General features: G+C 25.5%; 27 protein-coding genes. 20 read left to right on the top strand and 7 right to left on the bottom strand.

Annotated features, from left to right (window positions below):
* Window positions 1-548 precede the first annotated feature (548 nt).
* Complete coding sequence (locus I2H23_RS14160; protein WP_195238887.1) at window positions 549-1,166, bottom strand: hypothetical protein; 618 nt, start codon at window positions 1,164-1,166, stop codon at window positions 549-551.
* Between the two features lie 53 nt (window positions 1,167-1,219).
* Window positions 1,220-2,080 (bottom strand): amidase domain-containing protein, encoded by an 861-nt coding sequence (locus I2H23_RS14155; protein ID WP_195581896.1) that lies wholly within the window; start codon window positions 2,078-2,080, stop codon window positions 1,220-1,222.
* A gap of 773 nt (window positions 2,081-2,853) precedes the next feature.
* Here I2H23_RS14155 and I2H23_RS14150 point away from each other — a divergent pair.
* The 6 genes from I2H23_RS14150 to I2H23_RS14125 all read left to right on the top strand — a co-directional run bounded on the left by I2H23_RS14150 (window position 2,854) and on the right by I2H23_RS14125 (window position 6,913).
* A complete protein-coding gene (locus I2H23_RS14150; RefSeq protein WP_195238884.1) occupies window positions 2,854-3,036 on the top strand; it encodes a DUF4177 domain-containing protein in 183 nt (60 codons plus the stop codon).
* A gap of 536 nt (window positions 3,037-3,572) precedes the next feature.
* Window positions 3,573-3,887 (top strand): type II toxin-antitoxin system RelE/ParE family toxin, encoded by a 315-nt coding sequence (locus I2H23_RS14145; protein ID WP_195238881.1) that lies wholly within the window; start codon window positions 3,573-3,575, stop codon window positions 3,885-3,887.
* A 100-nt stretch (window positions 3,888-3,987) separates the two neighbouring features.
* Window positions 3,988-4,176: a hypothetical protein gene (locus I2H23_RS14140; RefSeq protein ID WP_195238879.1), complete on the top strand. Its 189-nt coding sequence runs from the start codon at window positions 3,988-3,990 to the stop codon at window positions 4,174-4,176.
* A gap of 44 nt (window positions 4,177-4,220) precedes the next feature.
* The gene (locus I2H23_RS14135; RefSeq protein ID WP_195238877.1) at window positions 4,221-4,535 is read left to right on the top strand and encodes a helix-turn-helix domain-containing protein; all 315 of its coding nucleotides are present in this window, start codon (window positions 4,221-4,223) and stop codon (window positions 4,533-4,535) included.
* A 1,305-nt stretch (window positions 4,536-5,840) separates the two neighbouring features.
* Complete coding sequence (locus I2H23_RS14130; protein ID WP_181998672.1) at window positions 5,841-6,005, top strand: hypothetical protein; 165 nt, start codon at window positions 5,841-5,843, stop codon at window positions 6,003-6,005.
* Window positions 6,006-6,349: 344 nt separating this feature from the next.
* Window positions 6,350-6,913 carry a hypothetical protein gene (locus I2H23_RS14125; RefSeq protein ID WP_195581894.1) on the top strand — a complete coding sequence of 188 codons (564 nt, stop codon included), beginning with the start codon at window positions 6,350-6,352 and terminating at the stop codon, window positions 6,911-6,913.
* Window positions 6,914-7,702: 789 nt separating this feature from the next.
* Here the strand turns inward: I2H23_RS14125 and I2H23_RS14120 are convergent.
* Window positions 7,703-8,320, bottom strand: a complete 618-nt coding sequence (locus tag I2H23_RS14120; RefSeq protein ID WP_195238887.1) for a hypothetical protein — start codon at window positions 8,318-8,320, stop codon at window positions 7,703-7,705.
* Window positions 8,321-8,373: 53 nt separating this feature from the next.
* Window positions 8,374-9,609, bottom strand: a complete 1,236-nt coding sequence (locus I2H23_RS14115) for an amidase domain-containing protein (RefSeq protein ID WP_195238885.1) — start codon at window positions 9,607-9,609, stop codon at window positions 8,374-8,376.
* 399 nt (window positions 9,610-10,008) lie between these two features.
* Here I2H23_RS14115 and I2H23_RS14110 point away from each other — a divergent pair, with 399 nt between their 5' ends.
* The gene (locus tag I2H23_RS14110; RefSeq protein WP_195238884.1) at window positions 10,009-10,191 is read left to right on the top strand and encodes a DUF4177 domain-containing protein; all 183 of its coding nucleotides are present in this window, start codon (window positions 10,009-10,011) and stop codon (window positions 10,189-10,191) included.
* A gap of 120 nt (window positions 10,192-10,311) precedes the next feature.
* Here I2H23_RS14110 and I2H23_RS14105 read toward each other — a convergent pair whose 3' ends face one another.
* Window positions 10,312-10,635, bottom strand: a complete 324-nt coding sequence (locus I2H23_RS14105) for a DUF3784 domain-containing protein (RefSeq protein ID WP_195581892.1) — start codon at window positions 10,633-10,635, stop codon at window positions 10,312-10,314.
* A gap of 213 nt (window positions 10,636-10,848) precedes the next feature.
* Between I2H23_RS14105 and I2H23_RS14100 the strand changes: the two genes are divergently transcribed.
* From I2H23_RS14100 to I2H23_RS14040, 13 genes are all read left to right on the top strand, one after another.
* Window positions 10,849-11,058 carry a hypothetical protein gene (locus I2H23_RS14100; RefSeq protein WP_195581890.1) on the top strand — a complete coding sequence of 70 codons (210 nt, stop codon included), beginning with the start codon at window positions 10,849-10,851 and terminating at the stop codon, window positions 11,056-11,058.
* A gap of 604 nt (window positions 11,059-11,662) precedes the next feature.
* Window positions 11,663-12,409: a recombinase family protein gene (locus tag I2H23_RS14095; RefSeq protein WP_195581887.1), complete on the top strand. Its 747-nt coding sequence runs from the start codon at window positions 11,663-11,665 to the stop codon at window positions 12,407-12,409.
* 453 nt (window positions 12,410-12,862) lie between these two features.
* Window positions 12,863-13,711, top strand: a complete 849-nt coding sequence (locus I2H23_RS14090; protein ID WP_195581885.1) for a ParA family protein — start codon at window positions 12,863-12,865, stop codon at window positions 13,709-13,711.
* Between the two features lie 62 nt (window positions 13,712-13,773).
* Window positions 13,774-14,127, top strand: a complete 354-nt coding sequence (locus I2H23_RS14085; RefSeq protein ID WP_195581882.1) for a hypothetical protein — start codon at window positions 13,774-13,776, stop codon at window positions 14,125-14,127.
* A 421-nt stretch (window positions 14,128-14,548) separates the two neighbouring features.
* Window positions 14,549-15,838 carry a response regulator transcription factor gene (locus tag I2H23_RS14080; protein ID WP_195581881.1) on the top strand — a complete coding sequence of 430 codons (1,290 nt, stop codon included), beginning with the start codon at window positions 14,549-14,551 and terminating at the stop codon, window positions 15,836-15,838.
* Window positions 15,839-15,914: 76 nt separating this feature from the next.
* The gene (locus tag I2H23_RS14075) at window positions 15,915-16,634 is read left to right on the top strand and encodes a LytR/AlgR family response regulator transcription factor (RefSeq protein WP_195581879.1); all 720 of its coding nucleotides are present in this window, start codon (window positions 15,915-15,917) and stop codon (window positions 16,632-16,634) included.
* Window positions 16,628-17,917: an ATP-binding protein gene (locus I2H23_RS14070; protein ID WP_195581877.1), complete on the top strand. Its 1,290-nt coding sequence runs from the start codon at window positions 16,628-16,630 to the stop codon at window positions 17,915-17,917. Before I2H23_RS14075 ends, I2H23_RS14070 begins: the two co-directional genes overlap by 7 nt.
* A 124-nt stretch (window positions 17,918-18,041) precedes the next feature.
* Complete coding sequence (locus tag I2H23_RS14065; protein ID WP_195581875.1) at window positions 18,042-18,881, top strand: hypothetical protein; 840 nt, start codon at window positions 18,042-18,044, stop codon at window positions 18,879-18,881.
* Window positions 18,881-19,036 carry a hypothetical protein gene (locus I2H23_RS14060; RefSeq protein ID WP_195581873.1) on the top strand — a complete coding sequence of 52 codons (156 nt, stop codon included), beginning with the start codon at window positions 18,881-18,883 and terminating at the stop codon, window positions 19,034-19,036. Before I2H23_RS14065 ends, I2H23_RS14060 begins: the two co-directional genes overlap by 1 nt.
* Before the next feature lie 338 nt (window positions 19,037-19,374).
* Complete coding sequence (locus I2H23_RS14055) at window positions 19,375-19,656, top strand: hypothetical protein (protein ID WP_195581871.1); 282 nt, start codon at window positions 19,375-19,377, stop codon at window positions 19,654-19,656.
* Window positions 19,657-19,789: 133 nt separating this feature from the next.
* A complete protein-coding gene (locus I2H23_RS14050; protein WP_195581869.1) occupies window positions 19,790-20,380 on the top strand; it encodes an accessory gene regulator ArgB-like protein in 591 nt (196 codons plus the stop codon).
* A 2-nt stretch (window positions 20,381-20,382) separates the two neighbouring features.
* On the top strand, window positions 20,383-20,526 hold the full coding sequence (locus tag I2H23_RS14045; RefSeq protein WP_195581867.1) for a cyclic lactone autoinducer peptide: 144 nt from the start codon (window positions 20,383-20,385) through the stop codon (window positions 20,524-20,526).
* Between the two features lie 81 nt (window positions 20,527-20,607).
* The gene (locus tag I2H23_RS14040) at window positions 20,608-20,871 is read left to right on the top strand and encodes a Mor transcription activator family protein (protein ID WP_195581865.1); all 264 of its coding nucleotides are present in this window, start codon (window positions 20,608-20,610) and stop codon (window positions 20,869-20,871) included.
* Window positions 20,872-21,032: 161 nt separating this feature from the next.
* On the opposite strand, the gene I2H23_RS14035 is transcribed toward I2H23_RS14040, so the two are convergent.
* On the bottom strand, window positions 21,033-21,188 hold the full coding sequence (locus I2H23_RS14035; RefSeq protein ID WP_271933394.1) for a YvrJ family protein: 156 nt from the start codon (window positions 21,186-21,188) through the stop codon (window positions 21,033-21,035).
* An 83-nt stretch (window positions 21,189-21,271) separates the two neighbouring features.
* Complete coding sequence (locus I2H23_RS15670; protein WP_271933407.1) at window positions 21,272-21,379, bottom strand: DUF2922 family protein; 108 nt, start codon at window positions 21,377-21,379, stop codon at window positions 21,272-21,274.
* Window positions 21,380-21,382 lie beyond the last annotated feature (3 nt).

The following is a 21,382-nucleotide window of genomic DNA, read 5'->3' as shown; positions in this document are numbered from 1 at the left end:
AAAATCTAAATTTTAAGACTAGTTATTTTTTATATCGATTTTCATTTCGTATGTCTAATAAATAAAAAGCCAATAGAATTAATTCTATTGGCTTTTTATTTATTAGACATAATGTAAGATATATATATCATTATGATTATAATTATGCCATATATATATACTCCATTTAACAATATATCCATAATTTTACCCCATAAATTAATAATATATAATAATTATATCATATTATGGTGTGGGTCTAATGAACTATGATTAATAGATGCACAAGAAAAATTTATTTTATATGGAATATGTGATTTACCTGACTTCAAAGAAATACTAATCCTTAAAAACTCATTTAAAGACATGTAGTAGAAATGCCCTTAAAATCCATTTATTTGGATTCTAAGGGCATTAACTTTATCTTAAATACATAACTAGTCTTTAAAGTGAAATTTCGGGATTAGTTATCTTTTTTATGTATTAAAAATTATTTTATACATATATCTTTAGAGTTAAAAAAATAATTAAAAAAGTAAAATATATTATTTTAATTACACTTAAATATTCTACTTTAGAGGTTTAGAATACATTTCTTTTAAATAATTAAGCCTATTAAGCATTTTATTTAAATTTAATTCAACATTTTTTTGTGTTTTATTACCTTCATAACCTAACTCTTTATTAACATCAAATTCATCATCTACTGCATCAGCATCAGCACCAAGGGCAATTGTTGCTGACATAACTTTCCATTCTCCATTTATCTTAGAAAGATATACTGTATAATTATTTCCTGCTCCGGCCTCATTTATTTTTCCAGTATCCTCATCTTTAAATGAATAAGTTTCAATCATGTAAACGTTAACTTTTATGTAATTACCCGATTTAGCAAAGTCTTTATATTCAAATTCAAAATTTTGTGAAAGAACTTTTTTATAATTTATTTTATGATTTGTAGCCTTTACATCATTTCTTGCTATTAAATATTTCTTTAATTGTTCATTTCCAACTGTTGAAAAATCATTCTTTCCGCCATTATAATTATAATCATCTTTAATAAACGTTTCCACTACTTCTTTTATAGAATCTTTTTCAGCTGTTATTTTTAGATATATAAAAATGCTAGAGAAAATAATAATCGATAATACTAATGAAAAAACAAATAATTTATTTTTATTTTTCATTATGCTATCCCCCTTATAGATTTATTTATGCACTTAATAAAAAATATAAATTTTTAATTTAAAGATGTTAAATGTACATACGATCTAGGGTATTTACTTTCAGGAGCTGCATCATTAATACGATCCCCCCATCTATCTTTTGTATGACATGCTATTTTAAAGTTAGGGCCAGGTTCAATAACTATATAAGTATGGAACCATTTTTTCCACTCATTATGATAAATAAATGTTAAGTCACCTAACTCTAATTTTGAACCATATCCAATGGCATGCCCACCAGGTCCTCTATAACCATTTTCATTTCTAACGATAAATGCTCTTAGGTAATGAGCTTGAGCCCATGCATCTCCATAAGTTGGCTGAATGTGGAAAGAATCTGGTGTTAATGACCATGTTCTTTTTTTTCCATCTATTACAATTGAATGATTTTTATCGGCTCTTGCCCCAGCTTTCCTAAGTGCTTGAGAAGCATAGTTTGCGCAATCAGTTGTTTCAAAAGATAAATAATTTGGATTACGACGATGCATTCTATAATCATAGGCATAATTATAGATTGCTTTCCTTTGAGTTGCAGATAGAGCATTACCTCTTTCTACATCATATTTTATATCAGGGTCAGTACTTAAAGATTCTCCATTTATGGGTTTAGAATAAGCGTCCTCTAAATCATTTAGTTTATTAAGCATTTTATTTAAATTTAATTCAATATTTTTTTGTGTTTTATTACCCTCATAACCTAATTCTTTATTAACATCAAATTCATCATCTACTGCATCAATATCAACATCAATTGTTGCTGACATAACTTTCCACTCTCCATTTATCTTAGAAAGATATACTATATAATCATTACCTGCTCCAGCCTCATTGAGCTGTCCAGTATCTTCATCTTTAAATAAATAAGTTTCAAGCATGTAAACATTAACTTTTACGTAATTACCCAATTTAGCAAAATCTTTATAATTAAATTCAAAATTTTGTGAAAGAACTTTTTTATAATTTGTTTTATGATTTGTAGCTTTTACAGTATTTCTTGCTAATAAATATTTCTTTAACTGTTCATTTCCAATTGTTGAGAAATCATTCTTTCCACCATTATAATTGTAATCATCCTTAATAAACGTTTCTAATACTTTTTTTATAGAATCTTTTTCATTTTCAATATCAAAATCCTGTTTATTTTCACCGTTTTTCTCAATTATACCATCTTTTTCAATCGCATAACTTATGTTGCTGAACTGAAAAAATATTGATGATATTAATAAAAATACAAATAATTTTTTTTCATTTTTAAATCTCCCCCACTTTAAAAAATATAAATCTGTATTTTTTACAAATTAAAACTATACACCAATGTTTTAACTGAAAAAAATTAGTATATAAAATAAATATCAATGAAAATAAATATAATCAATAATTTTAGTTTTAATGTAATACTTTGTATTATTTTTTTGTCAAAAAATGCAATTTAAAAGTATATTTATGAATATACTTTTAATAATAATATTATTATTTTAATATCTATCTGTATAATTTCTCCCATTTAGTTTTTTGTACATTGTATTAAAGACTATAGTAATATTTAGATGTGTAAAAATATTCAAAATGAAATTTTAGGACTAATAGTAATAATTAGTATTTAGCCGTCTTGATTTTGCTATAATATTGATTAAAAAGGAGATAGAAAATGAAACAATTCGAATATAAATTTATACAGTTATATGGTCAAGATGGTATTACTAAAAAATCAGCAAGTAAAAATAGAACAGAAGCACTAGAAGAACTATTCAATCCCTTAGGTAGAGAAGGTTGGGAATTAGTCCAAATACATTGGCTGGAAGGTTTAGCTGTTTTCAAAAGAGAAGTTTAAACTAATCTTTAAAAACACATTTAAAGATATCTAGCAAAAATGCCCCTAAAATCCATTTACTTGGATTTTTAGGGCATTAACTTTATGTAAAATACACAATTTCTAAAGTAAAATTTGGAGACTAGTTGATGGGATTGATAAAATTGTTCTAACCTTGGTTTATCAATGCTTATATAAAGTTTTTTATTAAAGTTAATTTAAAAGCAATGGAATTATTGATAATAAAATAATGAAAAATTAAAATGTATTTTCTGATGCTTTAAATATATAGAAATATGTGGGAATTAAGCTCCATATATAATGATCCTGCTGTAAAAAATCATCTGAATACTTTTCTATTCTGCATTGATATTATATATAGATATACATATTATTATTTATTATTATGAGTAATAGTAGGTATTATTGTAGCATAAAAAATGCTTGCAAAAAAAAAATAAATAATGTATAATTAAAGGAACTAGGAATATCTAGTTAAATTTTATAGAAAAATACACCGTATTCGGTGTAAAATATATTATCCTGGAGGTAAAATTATGGTTACATTACATAATTCCATTGGGAGAATAGAAAACTTACTATCTTTTGCAAACAATAAAGACGAAAGAGCTGCTATAGCACAAATCCTAAAACGACTAGGTCAAGATCATGTGTCTGCGCTGAAAATGTACAAGACCAAGAAAATAAAAGCTATAGATGTGAAAGCATTTGAAATAGTTAAAGGTGATTTGAGGATATTTTACTCGTATAAAGGTGAGGATCTAGTCATTTTACATATAGCAAGAAAGCAAAAAAACAAAACAGAGCAAAAGGATTTGAAATTGGTAGAGCAAAGAGCAAAAAGTATATAAGTAAAAGTAGTAAGTTTTCTATTCCCCTTTGAGGGAATGCTCTAGGATGCTAAAAACATTATGTATAAAATAAAATAATTAAACGAGGAGGTATCAAGAAATGAGCAGGTTAAAAAACATATCAAGAGTAACTTTAAAAAGTAAAAGAGAAAACATAAATGCTTTTTTTAAGACGATCGGAGCAGAAGATACAGTTACAAATATATTTGAAATGAAAAAACAAATACAGAATAGAATAAGTTGCATTACAAGTCCAGTTGTAATATTAAAGACAAGAATAAATATTTAAACTCTTCTGGTTAGCTATATTTGATTAGGAGGTAAATGTAAATTATGAAAAAAGAAAACTTAAAGAATTCTGAAGTATGTGTGCCATTGGATCTAGATAGATTAGATATGGAAATTGAGTCTTTTGATGAAGAAAGTAAGTTTTTCTTTGAGTCTTATGAAATTGAATTTAAATTTATAAGTAATTTAACGAATAGAAGAAAAGAAATGGGATTAACACAAAAAGAGCTTGCTAGAAAAACGGGATTAACTCAGCAAGTAATATCCAATATAGAAAAGTGCGGAAGAAGACCAACATTAATAAATTTAATAAGATACACGATGGGACTAGGATTAGATTTAAACAGTATATTTGATTAAAATGATAATTTAAATGTTGAATAAAGTAAAAAAATATAATCATATTAAGTATAATAATCTTGTACAAGAGAATAAAAAAAGAATAGAAATAAAAATAAAAAATATAGAATTCTGTTTCATATAACAAGATTATATTAAGAAAAATATTATAACGTATATTTAATTGTAAATAATAAAAATCCTAAAGTAGCATTAATGTTCCTTTAGGATTTTTTTATTATATCTATGAAAGTTTTAAAAAAATATAGTTTTTTAACAAAAAAGATTTGTAAATTTATGTAAAAAACTATATTATGTATTTAGAAAACAAAATAAAAAAGACTTACAAGTTTCCCTTTCGGTCGCCAAACCTAATCGGAAATTAGTACCCAACTGTTGGTAGCAGTTAGATAGTACAAGTAAGCCTTATAAACTGTTATTACTAAGAAGTACAGCCATACTTATTAGAACAACAACAGTTTACTCTTAAATTTATAATCAAGATTAGTATAATATATACTTGAAAATTATACAAGATTATAAATTTAAAAAAGGTTTATGAAATATCGAGCTATTCTCACAGTTGAGAATAGCTTTTTTTAGTTTTTAGACAAGGCTTGAGGTCGGAAAGCATTGATACTATGCTTGATTAATTAGTATTAGCTTACACCATACTTAAACGGCTTGAGAGAATGGGAGCATTGATATTAGGCTCGATAATTAATATTAGCTGAGAAAAGAAATATTTACATACATATAAAAAATTGAATAGATAGGGTTTTATAAGGGAGAGTGTTTGACCTAGAGCAAACCGAATGGCTCGACAGAGTACAGGGGTAGCCGACTAAACACTTGGGTTAAAGTCCCAACTGCATATATTGATGTCTGATACCATCAAGAAGGGCAGAGAGTAGTGACTCGATACTACATATGTTGAAAGCGAGGTTTGTGGCATTTCTTTGTGCAAACATAACGATACCGACTATTGGGGGAAATGGTAGTCTATATTAAATTATGAGGTGTTATGTTGACTGTATCAGTCCTAGACGTTCCATGGTCGTATACATGGCGAGATGACGGTATTATATACCTGATAGGAGGTTAGCTTGCGACTTGTTCGTAGGCTAACTCTGTCCAAAATTAACTCGAATCTGGTATTATATAAAAACCATATAAGCAAGTACATAAGAAACTTATAAAACAAAAGAGTTTGATGGACAACCCTCTTCTGAGTTGGTCATTTGAACTCTGCGTTAGTACGACTGAAGACCGATAGGTTATAAGGAGTTGTTAGCCGATAGGCTTAATTATAGGGAGGTTTAGACGGTGAAAGAATTCTTAAAAATATTTACTAAGATGGAAAAAATATTCATTGTTGCTGCTCTTTTTTGGATACTAACTTTAGATGTTCATGACATGAGTATTATTACTATAGCTAACTGTATATTGATCCCAATAATATTAATAGAACTTGCTAAAAAGTATAGTTAAAAAATAAAAAAACAAGCGATGGATCAAGTCCTATCACTTGTTTTTTTTAGTATAAAATAGGTTATTTTTTAGGATGCATTTTGGATGCAGAATTGGTGGCAAAAGTGGAGGCAATTCATTTTTTCATGGGGTCATGATTTTTTTACTTAAAATGAGAGTATTACTGGGCTTTGCCCAGACCCAAATCGCAGATGGGGACAAAAACTCCTTATGCTCTTTTTTCTCCGAAGGCTCTTGCAGAGGGCTTTTTATTTTTTATAAAAAATATTAAAAGGAGTTTGTAATACATTTGTAATATACTACAAATGTATTACAAAAAAATTGATTATTTTAAAGGAGATAAAATGACTAAAGAGGAGTTTTTGGAATTAGATATAGATAAAAAAATTGAGTACATAAATGAAAAATTAAGTGAAGGAAAAACTGTAACTTGTATTAGGAAAAATCTAGGGATAGGAGAAAAATATCTTCAAAAAATTATAAGAGAAAATGGATATAAATATTTTCAAAAAGAAAAAAGATATTACAAAGAAAATATAAATGTAATACAAAAAAATATAGTTCATGAAAAAGAAAATTTTGATTCAGATTACAAAGATACTACAATTGTATTACAAAATTATAAAGATGATTTATTAGAAATAGTTCAAGCAAAGAAAGATATATTTGAAGTCATAAATGCTTTTAAAGAAAATTTGTATTACAAAGATACTACAAATGTAATAGAAGTAGTTGCTAGTAATGAAATACAAATTAAAGAATTCAAAGGTGAAGCAAAAGTAACTTCATTCAGAGTTTATGGTGAAACATTAACTAAATGGAAAGAGTTTTGTAGTAAACATAAAAAATATAATAATCAAGATCTAGTGTCTATGGCATTGGAAGAATACATGGAAAAGTACAAGTAATGGATAAATAATCACCGTAAATTATGGCTAAAAAAACGTATAAAATCCATATAGAGCAAAAATAATAAAGTTAAGGGTAAATAGGTTATTTATTTATAAAATAAGCCTTAAAATCGAAATTAGAGCCTTATAAGCAAATAAAATAAAGAAAGATTAGACTTAATAAATTTAAGTTTGACCTTTCTTTATTTCGTTAAACTTTACAAGTATTGGAAATACTAGATTTTTTTAAACTATTCCCAAAATCTAAATTTTAAGACTAGTTATTTTTTATATCGATTTTCATTTCGTATGTCTAATAAATAAAAAGCCAATAGAATTAATTCTATTGGCTTTTTATTTATTAGACATAATGTAAGATATATATATCATTATGATTATAATTATGCCATATATATATACTCCATTTAACAATATATCCATAATTTTACCCCATAAATTAATAATATATAATAATTATATCATATTATGGTGTGGGTCTAATGAACTATGATTAATAGATGCACAAGAAAAATTTATTTTATATGGAATATGTGATTTACCTGACTTCAAAGAAATACTAATCCTTAAAAACTCATTTAAAGACATGTAGTAGAAATGCCCTTAAAATCCATTTATTTGGATTCTAAGGGCATTAACTTTATCTTAAATACATAACTAGTCTTTAAAGTGAAATTTCGGGATTAGTTATCTTTTTTATGTATTAAAAATTATTTTATACATATATCTTTAGAGTTAAAAAAATAATTAAAAAAGTAAAATATATTATTTTAATTACACTTAAATATTCTACTTTAGAGGTTTAGAATACATTTCTTTTAAATAATTAAGCCTATTAAGCATTTTATTTAAATTTAATTCAACATTTTTTTGTGTTTTATTACCTTCATAACCTAACTCTTTATTAACATCAAATTCATCATCTACTGCATCAGCATCAGCACCAAGGGCAATTGTTGCTGACATAACTTTCCATTCTCCATTTATCTTAGAAAGATATACTGTATAATTATTTCCTGCTCCGGCCTCATTTATTTTTCCAGTATCCTCATCTTTAAATGAATAAGTTTCAATCATGTAAACGTTAACTTTTATGTAATTACCCGATTTAGCAAAGTCTTTATATTCAAATTCAAAATTTTGTGAAAGAACTTTTTTATAATTTATTTTATGATTTGTAGCCTTTACATCATTTCTTGCTATTAAATATTTCTTTAATTGTTCATTTCCAACTGTTGAAAAATCATTCTTTCCGCCATTATAATTATAATCATCTTTAATAAACGTTTCCACTACTTCTTTTATAGAATCTTTTTCAGCTGTTATTTTTAGATATATAAAAATGCTAGAGAAAATAATAATCGATAATACTAATGAAAAAACAAATAATTTATTTTTATTTTTCATTATGCTATCCCCCTTATAGATTTATTTATGCACTTAATAAAAAATATAAATTTTTAATTTAAAGATGTTAAATGTACATACGATCTAGGGTATTTACTTTCAGGAGCTGCATCATTAATACGATCCCCCCATCTATCTTTTGTATGACATGCTATTTTAAAGTTAGGGCCAGGTTCAATAACTATATAAGTATGGAACCATTTTTTCCACTCATTATGATAAATAAATGTTAAGTCACCTAACTCTAATTTTGAACCATATCCAATGGCATGCCCACCAGGTCCTCTATAACCATTTTCATTTCTAACGATAAATGCTCTTAGGTAATGAGCTTGAGCCCATGCATCTCCATAAGTTGGCTGAATGTGGAAAGAATCTGGTGTTAATGACCATGTTCTTTTTTTTCCATCTATTACAATTGAATGATTTTTATCGGCTCTTGCCCCAGCTTTCCTAAGTGCTTGAGAAGCATAGTTTGCGCAATCAGTTGTTTCAAAAGATAAATAATTTGGATTACGACGATGCATTCTATAATCATAGGCATAATTATAGATTGCTTTCCTTTGAGTTGCAGATAGAGCATTACCTCTTTCTACATCATATTTTATATCAGGGTCAGTACTTAAAGATTCTCCATTTATGGGTTTAGAATAAGCGTCCTCTAAATCATTTAGTTTATTAAGCATTTTATTTAAATTTAATTCAATATTTTTTTGTGTTTTATTACCCTCATAACCTAATTCTTTATTAACATCAAATTCATCATCTACTGCATCAATATCAACATCAATTGTTGCTGACATAACTTTCCACTCTCCATTTATCTTAGAAAGATATACTATATAATCATTACCTGCTCCAGCCTCATTGAGCTGTCCAGTATCTTCATCTTTAAATAAATAAGTTTCAAGCATGTAAACATTAACTTTTACGTAATTACCCAATTTAGCAAAATCTTTATAATTAAATTCAAAATTTTGTGAAAGAACTTTTTTATAATTTGTTTTATGATTTGTAGCTTTTACAGTATTTCTTGCTAATAAATATTTCTTTAACTGTTCATTTCCAATTGTTGAGAAATCATTCTTTCCACCATTATAATTGTAATCATCCTTAATAAACGTTTCTAATACTTTTTTTATAGAATCTTTTTCATTTTCAATATCAAAATCCTGTTTATTTTCACCGTTTTTCTCAATTATACCATCTTTTTCAATCGCATAACTTATGTTGCTGAACTGAAAAAATATTGATGATATTAATAAAAATACAAATAATTTTTTTTTCATTTTTAAATCTCCCCCACTTTAAAAAATATAAATCTGTATTTTTTACAAATTAAAACTATACACCAATGTTTTAACTGAAAAAAATTAGTATATAAAATAAATATCAATGAAAATAAATATAATCAATAATTTTAGTTTTAATGTAATACTTTGTATTATTTTTTTGTCAAAAAATGCAATTTAAAAGTATATTTATGAATATACTTTTAATAATAATATTATTATTTTAATATCTATCTGTATAATTTCTCCCATTTAGTTTTTTGTACATTGTATTAAAGACTATAGTAATATTTAGATGTGTAAAAATATTCAAAATGAAATTTTAGGACTAATAGTAATAATTAGTATTTAGCCGTCTTGATTTTGCTATAATATTGATTAAAAAGGAGATAGAAAATGAAACAATTCGAATATAAATTTATACAGTTATATGGTCAAGATGGTATTACTAAAAAATCAGCAAGTAAAAATAGAACAGAAGCACTAGAAGAACTATTCAATCCCTTAGGTAGAGAAGGTTGGGAATTAGTCCAAATACATTGGCTGGAAGGTTTAGCTGTTTTCAAAAGAGAAGTTTAAACTAATCTTTAAAAACACATTTAAAGATGACTAGTAGAAATGCCCTTAAAATCCATTTATTTAGATTTTAAGGGCATTAACTTTATCTTAAATACATAACTTTAAAATGAAATTTTAAGGCTAGTTTATTTTATATTTATCAAATATTTTATTACTAAAGCTAGTATTTTTTGAAAAGTAGATTATCCAAATTATAAATGCTATCAAATAACTCCAATTAGAAATTAATATACAACCAACTGCCCCGAATAGCCAGATTAGACCATATTTAAAAAAAGTAGTTCCGAAATCTTTACTAAGTTTCTTTTCATCATAATTTTTTCTTTGATCTTTAGGTATACAGTTATACCCAGCAATTAAAAAACATGCTTTATCTCTAAATATCAAAAATATAAAAGATATTATAAAGAAAATTCCTGACATAGTTAAAGAATTATAAAACATAAAAAACCTCCCTTTAAAAGTTATGATAGCAGATTTAATTATTCTCTAAAAACACATTTAGGATGTCTAGGACAATATGACACTTTGAATAAGGTTTATACTATAACTTACTAAATAAAAAAGTTCTATAAATCAACTACGAGTAGAGGTTTTACTGATACTTATATAAAATCATAGATAAAATATCAACACTTAAGTAAAGTTGTCCTCCATATGGAGGACAATTGTCCTATAGATGTTATAGAAGTTAAAAGTGGACTTCAAATAGATTTTGATAAATCAGAAGCAATAAAAACTACTATTCGTGTAGACAAAGATGTATGGGATAATTTTTCAAGTTTATGCAAAGATAAATATCGTCATTTAAATATGTATGATATTATAAGTAAAGCATTTATTGAGTTTATAGAAAAGTATAAATAGATGCAACAACTTAATGATATAATTAAACTAAAGGCAGTGAACTAATGAAAAGGGCTATGGAGATATTTGCATAAGAAGATCTTAAGTTCTTTGTAATAGATAAAAAAGTAAAGGACAGTGGTCCAACTGAATTGGTTGTTTTAGAAAGTAAGTTAATGAAGATGGAGATAAAGTATTTGATGAAATAATAGCTCAAAAGACTGGGTTGACTGTAGATGAAGTAAAATCTTTAAAGGAGGAATCTAAATAAGTTATAGATGGAGGGCATTTCCTTTTAATGTTGCAATAATCTAATTATTACAATGAATAAAATCTAAAACTTTGAAAAACCTTCAATCATAATAAGATTGGAGGTTCTTTATATCTAAAATAGAAAAAGCTTTTAATAAAATATTAAAACCGATAAATAACAAAATTAAAAAAAGTGATTTCAACTAAACATAAAAATATTGATATAACTAAGATTTACTAAGTTTTATAAAATAAAAAAGTCAAGTTTGAGCCGACAAACTTGACTTTTTTATGCTCAAATTGCATTATTAGTTTATCATTAAACATAAAAATTAACTGAAAAGGTATTAATAAATTACATTTGGAGGACGACATGAAAAAAAGAGCAGTAGGATATTGTAGAATATCAACTTTAATGCAAGTAGATAACACTTCACTTAAGGACCAAGAAGATAAAATTAGAATGTATGCTAAACTTCACGATATCGTGATAGATGAAATGTTTATAGATAAAGCAGTATCAGGTAAATCAACAGATAGACCAAAATATTATGAGATGATGAATTACGTCAAAGAAAATGATATAGATATGATAATAGTTTATAAAAATGATAGAATACATAGGAGTTTATATAATTTATTAGCTATGATATATGAACTTCAAGAGCATGAGGTGGCTTTAGTGAGTGTTACAGAGATGTTTGATACATCAACACCACAAGGCATGCTGTTTTTACAGATGTTAGGGAGCTTTGCAGAGTTTGAAAGAGCTGTAATAAACGAAAGAACTAGAAATGGTAGAATAGCAAGGCTTAATGAGAATAGATGGGTTGGTGGAAAGCCTGCACTTGGATATAAAGTAAATAAAGATGGTAAATTTGAAGTTGATGAAGAAGAGGCTAAGATAGTTAAAGATATATTTAAATTAAGATCTAAAGGACTTTCACTAGCCAAGATAGGATCTAAATATGGATTTTCAAAGCAGAAGGTCGATTATATATTAAAAAATAAAAATTATATTGGGATATTCGAGTATCATGGAAAAAAAGAAAAAAATGATGTTGTACTAGATATAGAACCAATAGTATCTAGGTATATGTGGAATAAAGTTAATAGATAGATTCTTATAAAAAGAGTTTATAAGGATTTGAATTAAGGGTTTTAATTTAGTTATTAAGACCCTTAATTTTATTTATAAATAAAGTTTGCTCAGATAAATCATTAACAGTATTTTTAGGAATTAGCAAATTCAAAACTCATTTTTATCTCCCTATTAAAGTTTAATTCATTAATTAATAATATTAAAGAAATAATTTTTAGATTTGTTAAATCATTAATTTTGAATCCTAACTTATTAATAAACAGTACAATATTTACTTTTATTGGGAATTATAATTTAAGATATTTAATAGAGATTAAATTTGATTAAGCATTTATACAATTAGTATTTTAAGTTGAAAACATCTATTTAATAGTTATTAAATGTATGTTATAATATTTATTAAATAGATATTAAAAAAAGATTAAATATATATTTAATCTTTTTTTTAATATCTCATAAGGAGAGGGTTAAATGGCTAAAAATCAGACAATATTAACACATATGAGCTTTAAAGGTGGAAGTTCAAAAACATGTTTAAACTTAAATTTTATATATCAATTTTGTAAGAATTATCCTGATAAAAAAGTACTATTTATAGATGCAGATCCACAATCTAACGCATCAGTATTTTTACTGGGAGAAGAAGTTATAGAATCTAATATATACACATTAAAAGATGGATTAGAAGATAATGTAGAGTTAGAGAAATTAATAATAAAATCACCTATAGATAAATTTAAAAATCTAGATATAATCGCAAGTAATATAGATATGGTTACACTAGAGCTAGTACTTAATACAAAACCAGGCAAAGAATATACACTATTAAACTATCTAACAGACGATAAAAATATAGATATATTATCAGAATATGATTTAATAGTATTTGATTTAAATCCTGCTATATCTGTATTAAATACAAATGTATTTATATGTTGTACTGATATAATTCCTATAATAAACTATGGATGCTATAGTACATTAACAGGATATAACTTATTAGTAAAAACTTATACAGATATTAAAAAGGCTCTTAGAATCGATAAAGATGATATAAGAAAACCAGTAATAACTAAATTTGAAAAACAAGAAAATAAGAAGATAAAAATGTGGCTAGAATGTGCTAATGAAAAAGGAATATTAGGTAATACATTTAAGCAAACAATGAGAAAATCTGTGCATTATGAAAATTGTATTTTATACAATGAACCAATAAGCGAGTATGTAAAAGTTAAAGAAAGAAAAATAAAAACTGACATAGATAATGAAATAACAGAGCTTATAAATGAATATATACAAGATGATTTAATAGTTATTTAATAATAATTAAAAAATAATTAAATAAAGATTTAATATTTATTTAATAAAGGAGATGAAAGACTATGAGTATTGAAAATCCAATGTTAAACAAAAAAAATGGATTACTTAATATAAAGCAAAAAATAGAAGAAAAATCAACTGGACAAGACTTTATAAATAGTAAAAATAATAATATAAATGTATTAGATTTAATAAATAAACCAAAGCAAAAAGAAGAGAAAGTTATGTTAGGTATAAAGTTAAAAAAAGATGTAGCAGATAAGGTAAAGTCTTTTTCATATGAAAATAATATGACAGTATCTGAGGTACTAGAGGACATAATTAGTAAGATGTTTGATTCAGTTGAATTAAATGAAGAAGCACTTTCTGCATATGAAGAGAAGTATAAGAAAAAGTCAAAGAAATCTAAAAAGTAGACAAATTTAATACCAGATTTTTAGTAAATAATAATAGATATAAAGCTATTAAGTTATAAAAAAGGTATAAATGTTTTTATATATACTAAAATGTATATTTATGCTAAAATTTAAATAGACAAATCGTAAATAAAATGAGAAAAAGCCAGGAGCGATTAAGTTTGGCGACTTACTCCTAGCTTTTTTATAAACACTCTTGATAAGAGAGAACTCTCATCAGAGATTTTTTATATTGTTATTATGTATTCATATTATCATAAAAATTCTAATATATCAATAAATTTGATATTTATTTGAACAATATGAAAAATAATTATAGACTTTATTAAACTAAATATATTTTAGGAATAATTTTTATAATTAAAAGAGAGATCTCCGTATCTTTAGTGTCAACATACTAAAAATAGAGGGGAATTTTTTTATGCAAATGACAAAGTTTTGTGACCATCTATATGATGAAAGTACTGATGGTTATATTCAAATATTAAAAATAGATGATAAAGAAAATAATGGTGAGAAGACCATTAAAATATACAACACTAAAAATAACGGATTAAGAGAGATTGTAGAAGAATTACATAAGAAAGAAGATGTATTTTTAGCGCCAAATACAATGTATCTACCAAAAAGAAGAGTAGAAAATATAAGACAATTTAGAGCGCTATTTCAAGATATAGACTGTGAGAGTATGGGTTTAGAAAAGGCTGAAACAGTTTATATGATATGGCTACTACATTATGAAGGTAAAATACCAAAACCAACTATGGTAACAGATAGTGGAAGAGGAGTACATCTTTACTTTAGAATAAAAAATGCTCCTTATGGAGCTTTAAATACATGGCAAGAGCTACAAGATTACATATATTATAATTTAAAGCATTTAGGGGCTGATAGAAGGGCCACAGATGGAGCTAGAGTACTTAGATTACCTGGGACTATAAATTCAAGATGCGATACAGATTGTAAGGTTTTATATATAGATAACGATATAGAATACTCTATGTATGAATTAAGAGAAGAGTATTTAAATTATAAGCCTAAAACACATCAGCTACAGATGCAACAGGTTAAGAAAATTGATAACAAAGTTATTTGTAATAGATTCTTCAACTCATATAGTTTACATATGGAAAGAGCTAATGATTTAGAAACTTTATGCAGACTTAGAAAATATGATATGACAGGTTGTAGAAACATGGCCCTACATTGTTATGCATACTGGAAGGGCATTTATATAAGAGATGCTTATGACCTTGAAAATGTAGTTATAGAGTTTAATAATGCATTTACAGAACCACTTAAAGAAACCGAGGTACAAGCTGTTTTAAGGTGTATTCCAAAGGCTATAGAAAAGTTTATAGCATATGAGCAAGGTGTAAGAAGCGGTGAACGTAAGAGGATTTCTAAAGGCATGAGGGATAAAGAAGGCTATTGGTATAAGAATGAAACATTAATTGATAGATTAGGAATTACAAGTAAAGAGCAAAAACATATGAAAACTATTATAGGACTTGATGAAAAATATGATAGAAATAATTCCAGAAGAAGAGCAGAGAGAAGAAATGAGAATGGATTAACTAAAAAGCAACAAGAGTTATTAAATTTAAAGAAGGAGATATTAGAATTTAAAGACTCTGGACTAAGTAATAGAGCGATAGCTAAGCAGTTAGGCATAAGTGAAGGGAAAGTAAGAACTACACTAAAAAAATAGTGCGTAAAAAAATGGCTCTTTATAAATATGTGGTGTTTCTTTGAGAGGGTCTTCTATTTATAAGAGGGGTGACTTTATGGGTAATAAAACTTTTATTATTGGCATTTGTGAAGATATTACTCTTCATCGAGGTTTGTTAGTTGATTATTTATTTAGATTTTTTAATACATTAAATATTGATTATGATGTATTAGAGTTTTCATCAGGAGAAAACTTATTAAATAACTATCCAATCAATGTAGACTTATTGTTCTTAGATATTCAGATGAATGGCTTAAATGGTATGGATACGGCTAGGAAAATAAGAGAATTTGATAATAATGTAGAAATAATATTTACAACATCTTTATTAGATTATGTTTGTGAAGGTTATGAGGTAAATGCTTATAGGTATATATTAAAACCAATAGATTATAATGTCTTTGAAAAGCATTTAACTCAATGTATAAAAAATATACTAAAAAAGAAAAATCAGTATCTTACAATTAATGATAAGTCAAAATTAATAAAGATCAAATTAGATGAAATTTTATATATTGAAACAAATAGGAGAGAGTTAAATATACATACCGTAAATAATTGTGAAACAATAAAAATGAGTATGCGAAAAATAGAGAAGTTATTAAATAAAGATTTTTTCAGATGTCATAATAGTTTTATAGTTAATTTAGAAAGAATACAAAAAATAGATGTATTAAATATTTATATAGATAATACGATTATCCCAATAAGTAAACATAGAATAAAACAGTTAAAGATTAAGCTTACAGAGACTTTAGGAGATAGACTATGTTAAATAGTATTATTTTTTGGAAGTTATTAGATATATTTATTTTAATACTAGAGTGGATATCTTTATATATCTTGGTAAATGATTTAAGTACTATCAAGGTAAATAAAAAGCAAAGTTTATTAAGTTTTTCTTTGATTTTAGGGATAGCATTTTCTATGAATATATTTGGTATTTTGCCAGATTTAAGATTACTTATATCAATTGTATTAAGTATATTTTACTTCAAATTAAACTATGAAGTTAACTTATCTAAAGCATTTATAATTCCCCTAGTTTATTGGCTGATGTTAATAGGTATAGACGCACTTAGTATAAGTGGTGTTGTTTATATAAATGATATTAGTGTGAATATGTTATTAGATTACAATTTATATAGACTAGAAGCTATAATTTTAGCTAAATCATTTTTACTTATAGGTATATTAGTTCTTAAGTATTTTAAATTATCAGGACAAATTAGCAAAAATGATTTTATATATGTAGGTATTCCAATATGTACAAATATTTTGAGCCTTTTAATTATATTTAAAATGGGTATTTCTAAGTTAGATAATTTTAATCTTATTTTCATATCCTTTTTTATTTTGCTTTCTAGTATTTCGTTATTAATAATAATTTATAAAATAACAATGAGTAATAAACTTAAGATAGAGAACGAATTTATGAAAGAAAAAATTGACTTAGAATATAGATATTACAAGAAGATAGAAGAAAATCAAGAAAGTATAAAAAGAATTTATCATGACATGAAAAATCATATGATTTGTATTTCTAATTTAAGTAATGAAAAAGATGTAAAAGAATATATAAATAGTTTAGATTTAAAGATACCTGATATAAACTTTAAATTTGGAAATAAAATACTTGATATTATTATTAATGAGAAGTATCAAATATGCAAGGAAAAAGGTGTTAAATTTGATATAGTCGCAGATTTTAGCAACTTAGACTTTATAGATATGATGGACTTATGTGTTATATTCTCTAACGCATTAGATAATGCAATTGAGGCTTGTGATAAAATTTTAGATGAAAGTATAAGTAAGTATATATCTATAAATGTTACGTATATAAATAGTTTTTGCTTTATAAAAATAGAAAACAGTAAGGTTAATGACATCAATATAAAAAACAATAATTTTATTACAAATAAAAAAGATAAATCTATGCATGGTATAGGATTAAAGAATATAAAAGATGCTGTAAATAAATATGATGGAAATCTAAATATTGAGTTTGATGATGACAAGTTTCTACTTAAGATTATTTTTTCTCTTAAAAACTGACCAGTTATGTTGATATAATGACCAGTTTTACATAGTGTATTGAACCTCAAATTAAATAATTGTAAGTTTAAGATGTTAAATAAAAAAACAAAGCTTAAATTTACATTGAAGGGGAGATGTCACTATGACTTTTAAGAAAAGAGTAACAAAAAGTATGGCATTAGCATTAATAGGAGTAACTATTTCTACACCAATATTAAATACAGCATCAGCTATGGAAAATGCAACTTATGGATTGAGTAATGATAAAATTATAGAGCTAAAGAAACAAGCTGATGAGTTTAATGAGAACACTAGTATGGAAGAATTATATTCAGAAGATCAAATTAAGTTAATGAAAATTGAATTTCATGAAATGTTTGGAAATGAAAATGAATTTAAAGAAGTATATTCTGAAAATAATATAAAATTAGAAATTAACGGTTATACGGGAGATATGAGAGCTACAGTAGAAGGAGAGGAACCTATAGTTACAAACTATTTTGATGGTATAGAATACATCAAAAATAGTATACATAACTCTAAAAATGAAGCAGAGCCTTTTTATTCATTAAGTAAGCATTATAGAAGTAGTGGACCAGATCAATCATACCTTAAAGTATATGTTCAAAGTGGAAAATCAAACATACTTATTGCTAGAAATACAAAAGGAAATACAAAGACATATTATAAATCTGCATCTTCATGGAACTCAGGAAATACAAGTGCATTAAGACAAGAAATAGAAAGTGCTAAAAATAATTGGGATAAGGCATCAAAAGCATTAAACAGTGCAGGTGTGAAAACATTATGGAATTTACTTGCAGGATATATAGCAGCAGGAGCATTTGCAACCCCAGCAGGAATAATATTAGCAGCACTTAACAGTTATGGTATTGCAGGAAATGTAGCTACTGCAGCATCTAGAGGAGCATCATATTTAGTTGACCTTGGTCAAATAAATAATATACATGCTAAATTATAATGTTAGATTTTATAATAAATTTATTAAGCAATCTTGGAAATGCATTTGAAAGTGTAGGTAATAATAGTACTTCTGATAAGAAAAAAGTTTTATATCGAGCAATAGGAGTTACATTATTTATTTTATCTATTATTATTGGATTAATATTTATGTGATTTTTAATTTAAATATTAATTACGTTAAAAATATATGATAAAACTTTATATTAATAATAGGGTGAAGTAGTTACACTTCACTCTATTATTAATATTTAAGAATTGATCAGTTACATTTATATAATGATCAGTTTTGTATAATATATTGAATCATATAAAAAAGATGTTATTGTCGATGCATAATATTTAGGAGGATGATATGTTCAAATCATATGCAAGTAAGATAACATCTTTTTTATGAAAATAGAGAGATGTAAATAGGATTAAAGAAGAAAGATATAATTAAGGTCGAGTAGAAGTAGTAAAGTTATAGGATTATTAATAAGAGGTTTTAGATAATGAAAAATTGCAAAGTTTGTAAAGATGAAATTGATTTTAGGCGAAATTTAAAATCATTACTAAATAGATATGGAGAAATTACATGCTCAAATTGTAACTCTAAGTTTAGAATAAAAAATAGTTTTATTAGTCATATAATGGATTTTATTATTTTATTAATAACTATTGTTATAATGGATAAAATAGGTGGGCTATTAGGGATAATTTTAGGAAGTTTATTTCCAATATCAATTATTTTAATACAGTTAAATACTGATAGCCGTTACATACAGGTAAAATAAAATTTAATTTCATGAAGTAATATATAAAGGTATACTATGCCAATTTGGTTTATATAATGACCAGTTTTGCATAATATATTGAATCATATAAAAAAAGATGTTATTGTCGATGCATAATATTTAGGAGGACGATATGTTCAAGTCATATGCAAGTAAGATAACATCTTTTTTAATTGAAAATAAAGAGATAAATAAAGAGGATTACGAAGTATATAAATATGGATTTGAAGTATTAATAGCATTTACTGTAAATATAGTAATTGTATTAAGTATTGGATTATTATTTAATAAGTTATTTTATTCTATAGTATTTTTAGTATGTTATTGCCCAATAAGGCAGTTTTCAGGTGGATACCATGCTAATTGTTATATAAAATGTTTATTAATATTTGTTTTTATATTTATATTAACCATATATACATCAGCAAGAGTTTATTCACCAGTATATTCATTAATGATTTTTATTATTTCTACACTAAGTTATATGGGAATTTGGACACTATCTCCATTGGAGCATAGACACAACCCATTAACTCTAAATGAAATTAATAAATATAGAAAAATATCTAAGATATTGGCAGGTATAGTTTATGTACTTACATTAACTTTTGTTAATAAAAATGAATTTAGGGAGTTATCAGCATATACTTGTAGTTCACTATTTTGGATAAATATAATGTTATGTTTAGGAAGTTTAAAGTCAGCGTTTAGTAGGGGGAGCTAAAGATGAAAAAACTTATATTAAAATCATTAAAGAAGACAAGTTACTTGGCTATATTTGTTGCTACTATGTCTGTAAATACAACTTGTACATGGATAATACATCAACCAAGTATACCTAAGGAATTGAAAAAACTAAAAAAATTATAAATCTATAGATAATATAATGATATTAGGAAATTAAAAATATATGTAGAATATCCATATTAATAAATTTATAGGAGGATATTTATGGATTTAAAAATAAGTGATTTACCTCCACAATTTGAAAATATAGCTATGGAGCCTGGAATAGACAAAGTTAAAGCTTTATTTAAAGAATTTGGAGGGACATCAGTGTACTTTCCTACTGAAAAAATGATATACAAAGAGACTATAGATAGATCTATTATGGCTGACTACAATGGATTTAATCATAAAGAGTTAGCTATTAAATATAATATGTCTGAAAGTTATATAAGGTCTATTATAAATAAGCATAAAAAGAGTGCTTAGGTACTATTTTTCATATATTGGAATCTACAATTAATGGTTATAAAATTTATGATAAATACTTGGATTTTATAAAATTCTAGTTTTTAGCAAAGAAAGCTACACACCTAATTTTAGGATGTGTAGCTTTTTTAGTAACGGACTTTGCCATTGACGATAATCTTTTACATTTTATTATTTAATTCACTAATATTTGAATTTAAAGAATTGATACTTATGCTTAGATTTTCTAGTTTCCCTTCGATTCTAACCAATAGATACATGGTTACTATAGCAGGAAAGCCTAGATTAGCCACTAACTGCATTAAATCTAATTCCACGACTATTTCCTCCTAAATACTTCTAAAATTGCTAAGAAAGCCTCTCATAAACTTAGAGGTGCTTTCTTAAGGTGTTACAAGTGTTATGCAACTACAAGATCATATTCTGTAGTTTCAGTTTGAACAACTTTTGCTTCTACTGGAGCTTGTAAATCTTCTCCATTAGGTGCAAATATATTCTTAGAAACTATAAC

Origin of the sequence: Romboutsia sp. BSD2780061687b_171204_C1, assembly GCF_015560225.1 — a bacterium.
In the GTDB taxonomy this organism is placed as follows: domain Bacteria; phylum Bacillota; class Clostridia; order Peptostreptococcales; family Peptostreptococcaceae; genus Romboutsia_C; species Romboutsia_C hominis.
Note: the sequence above shows the minus strand (reverse complement) of the source record. Positions and strands in the feature narration are given on the sequence as shown.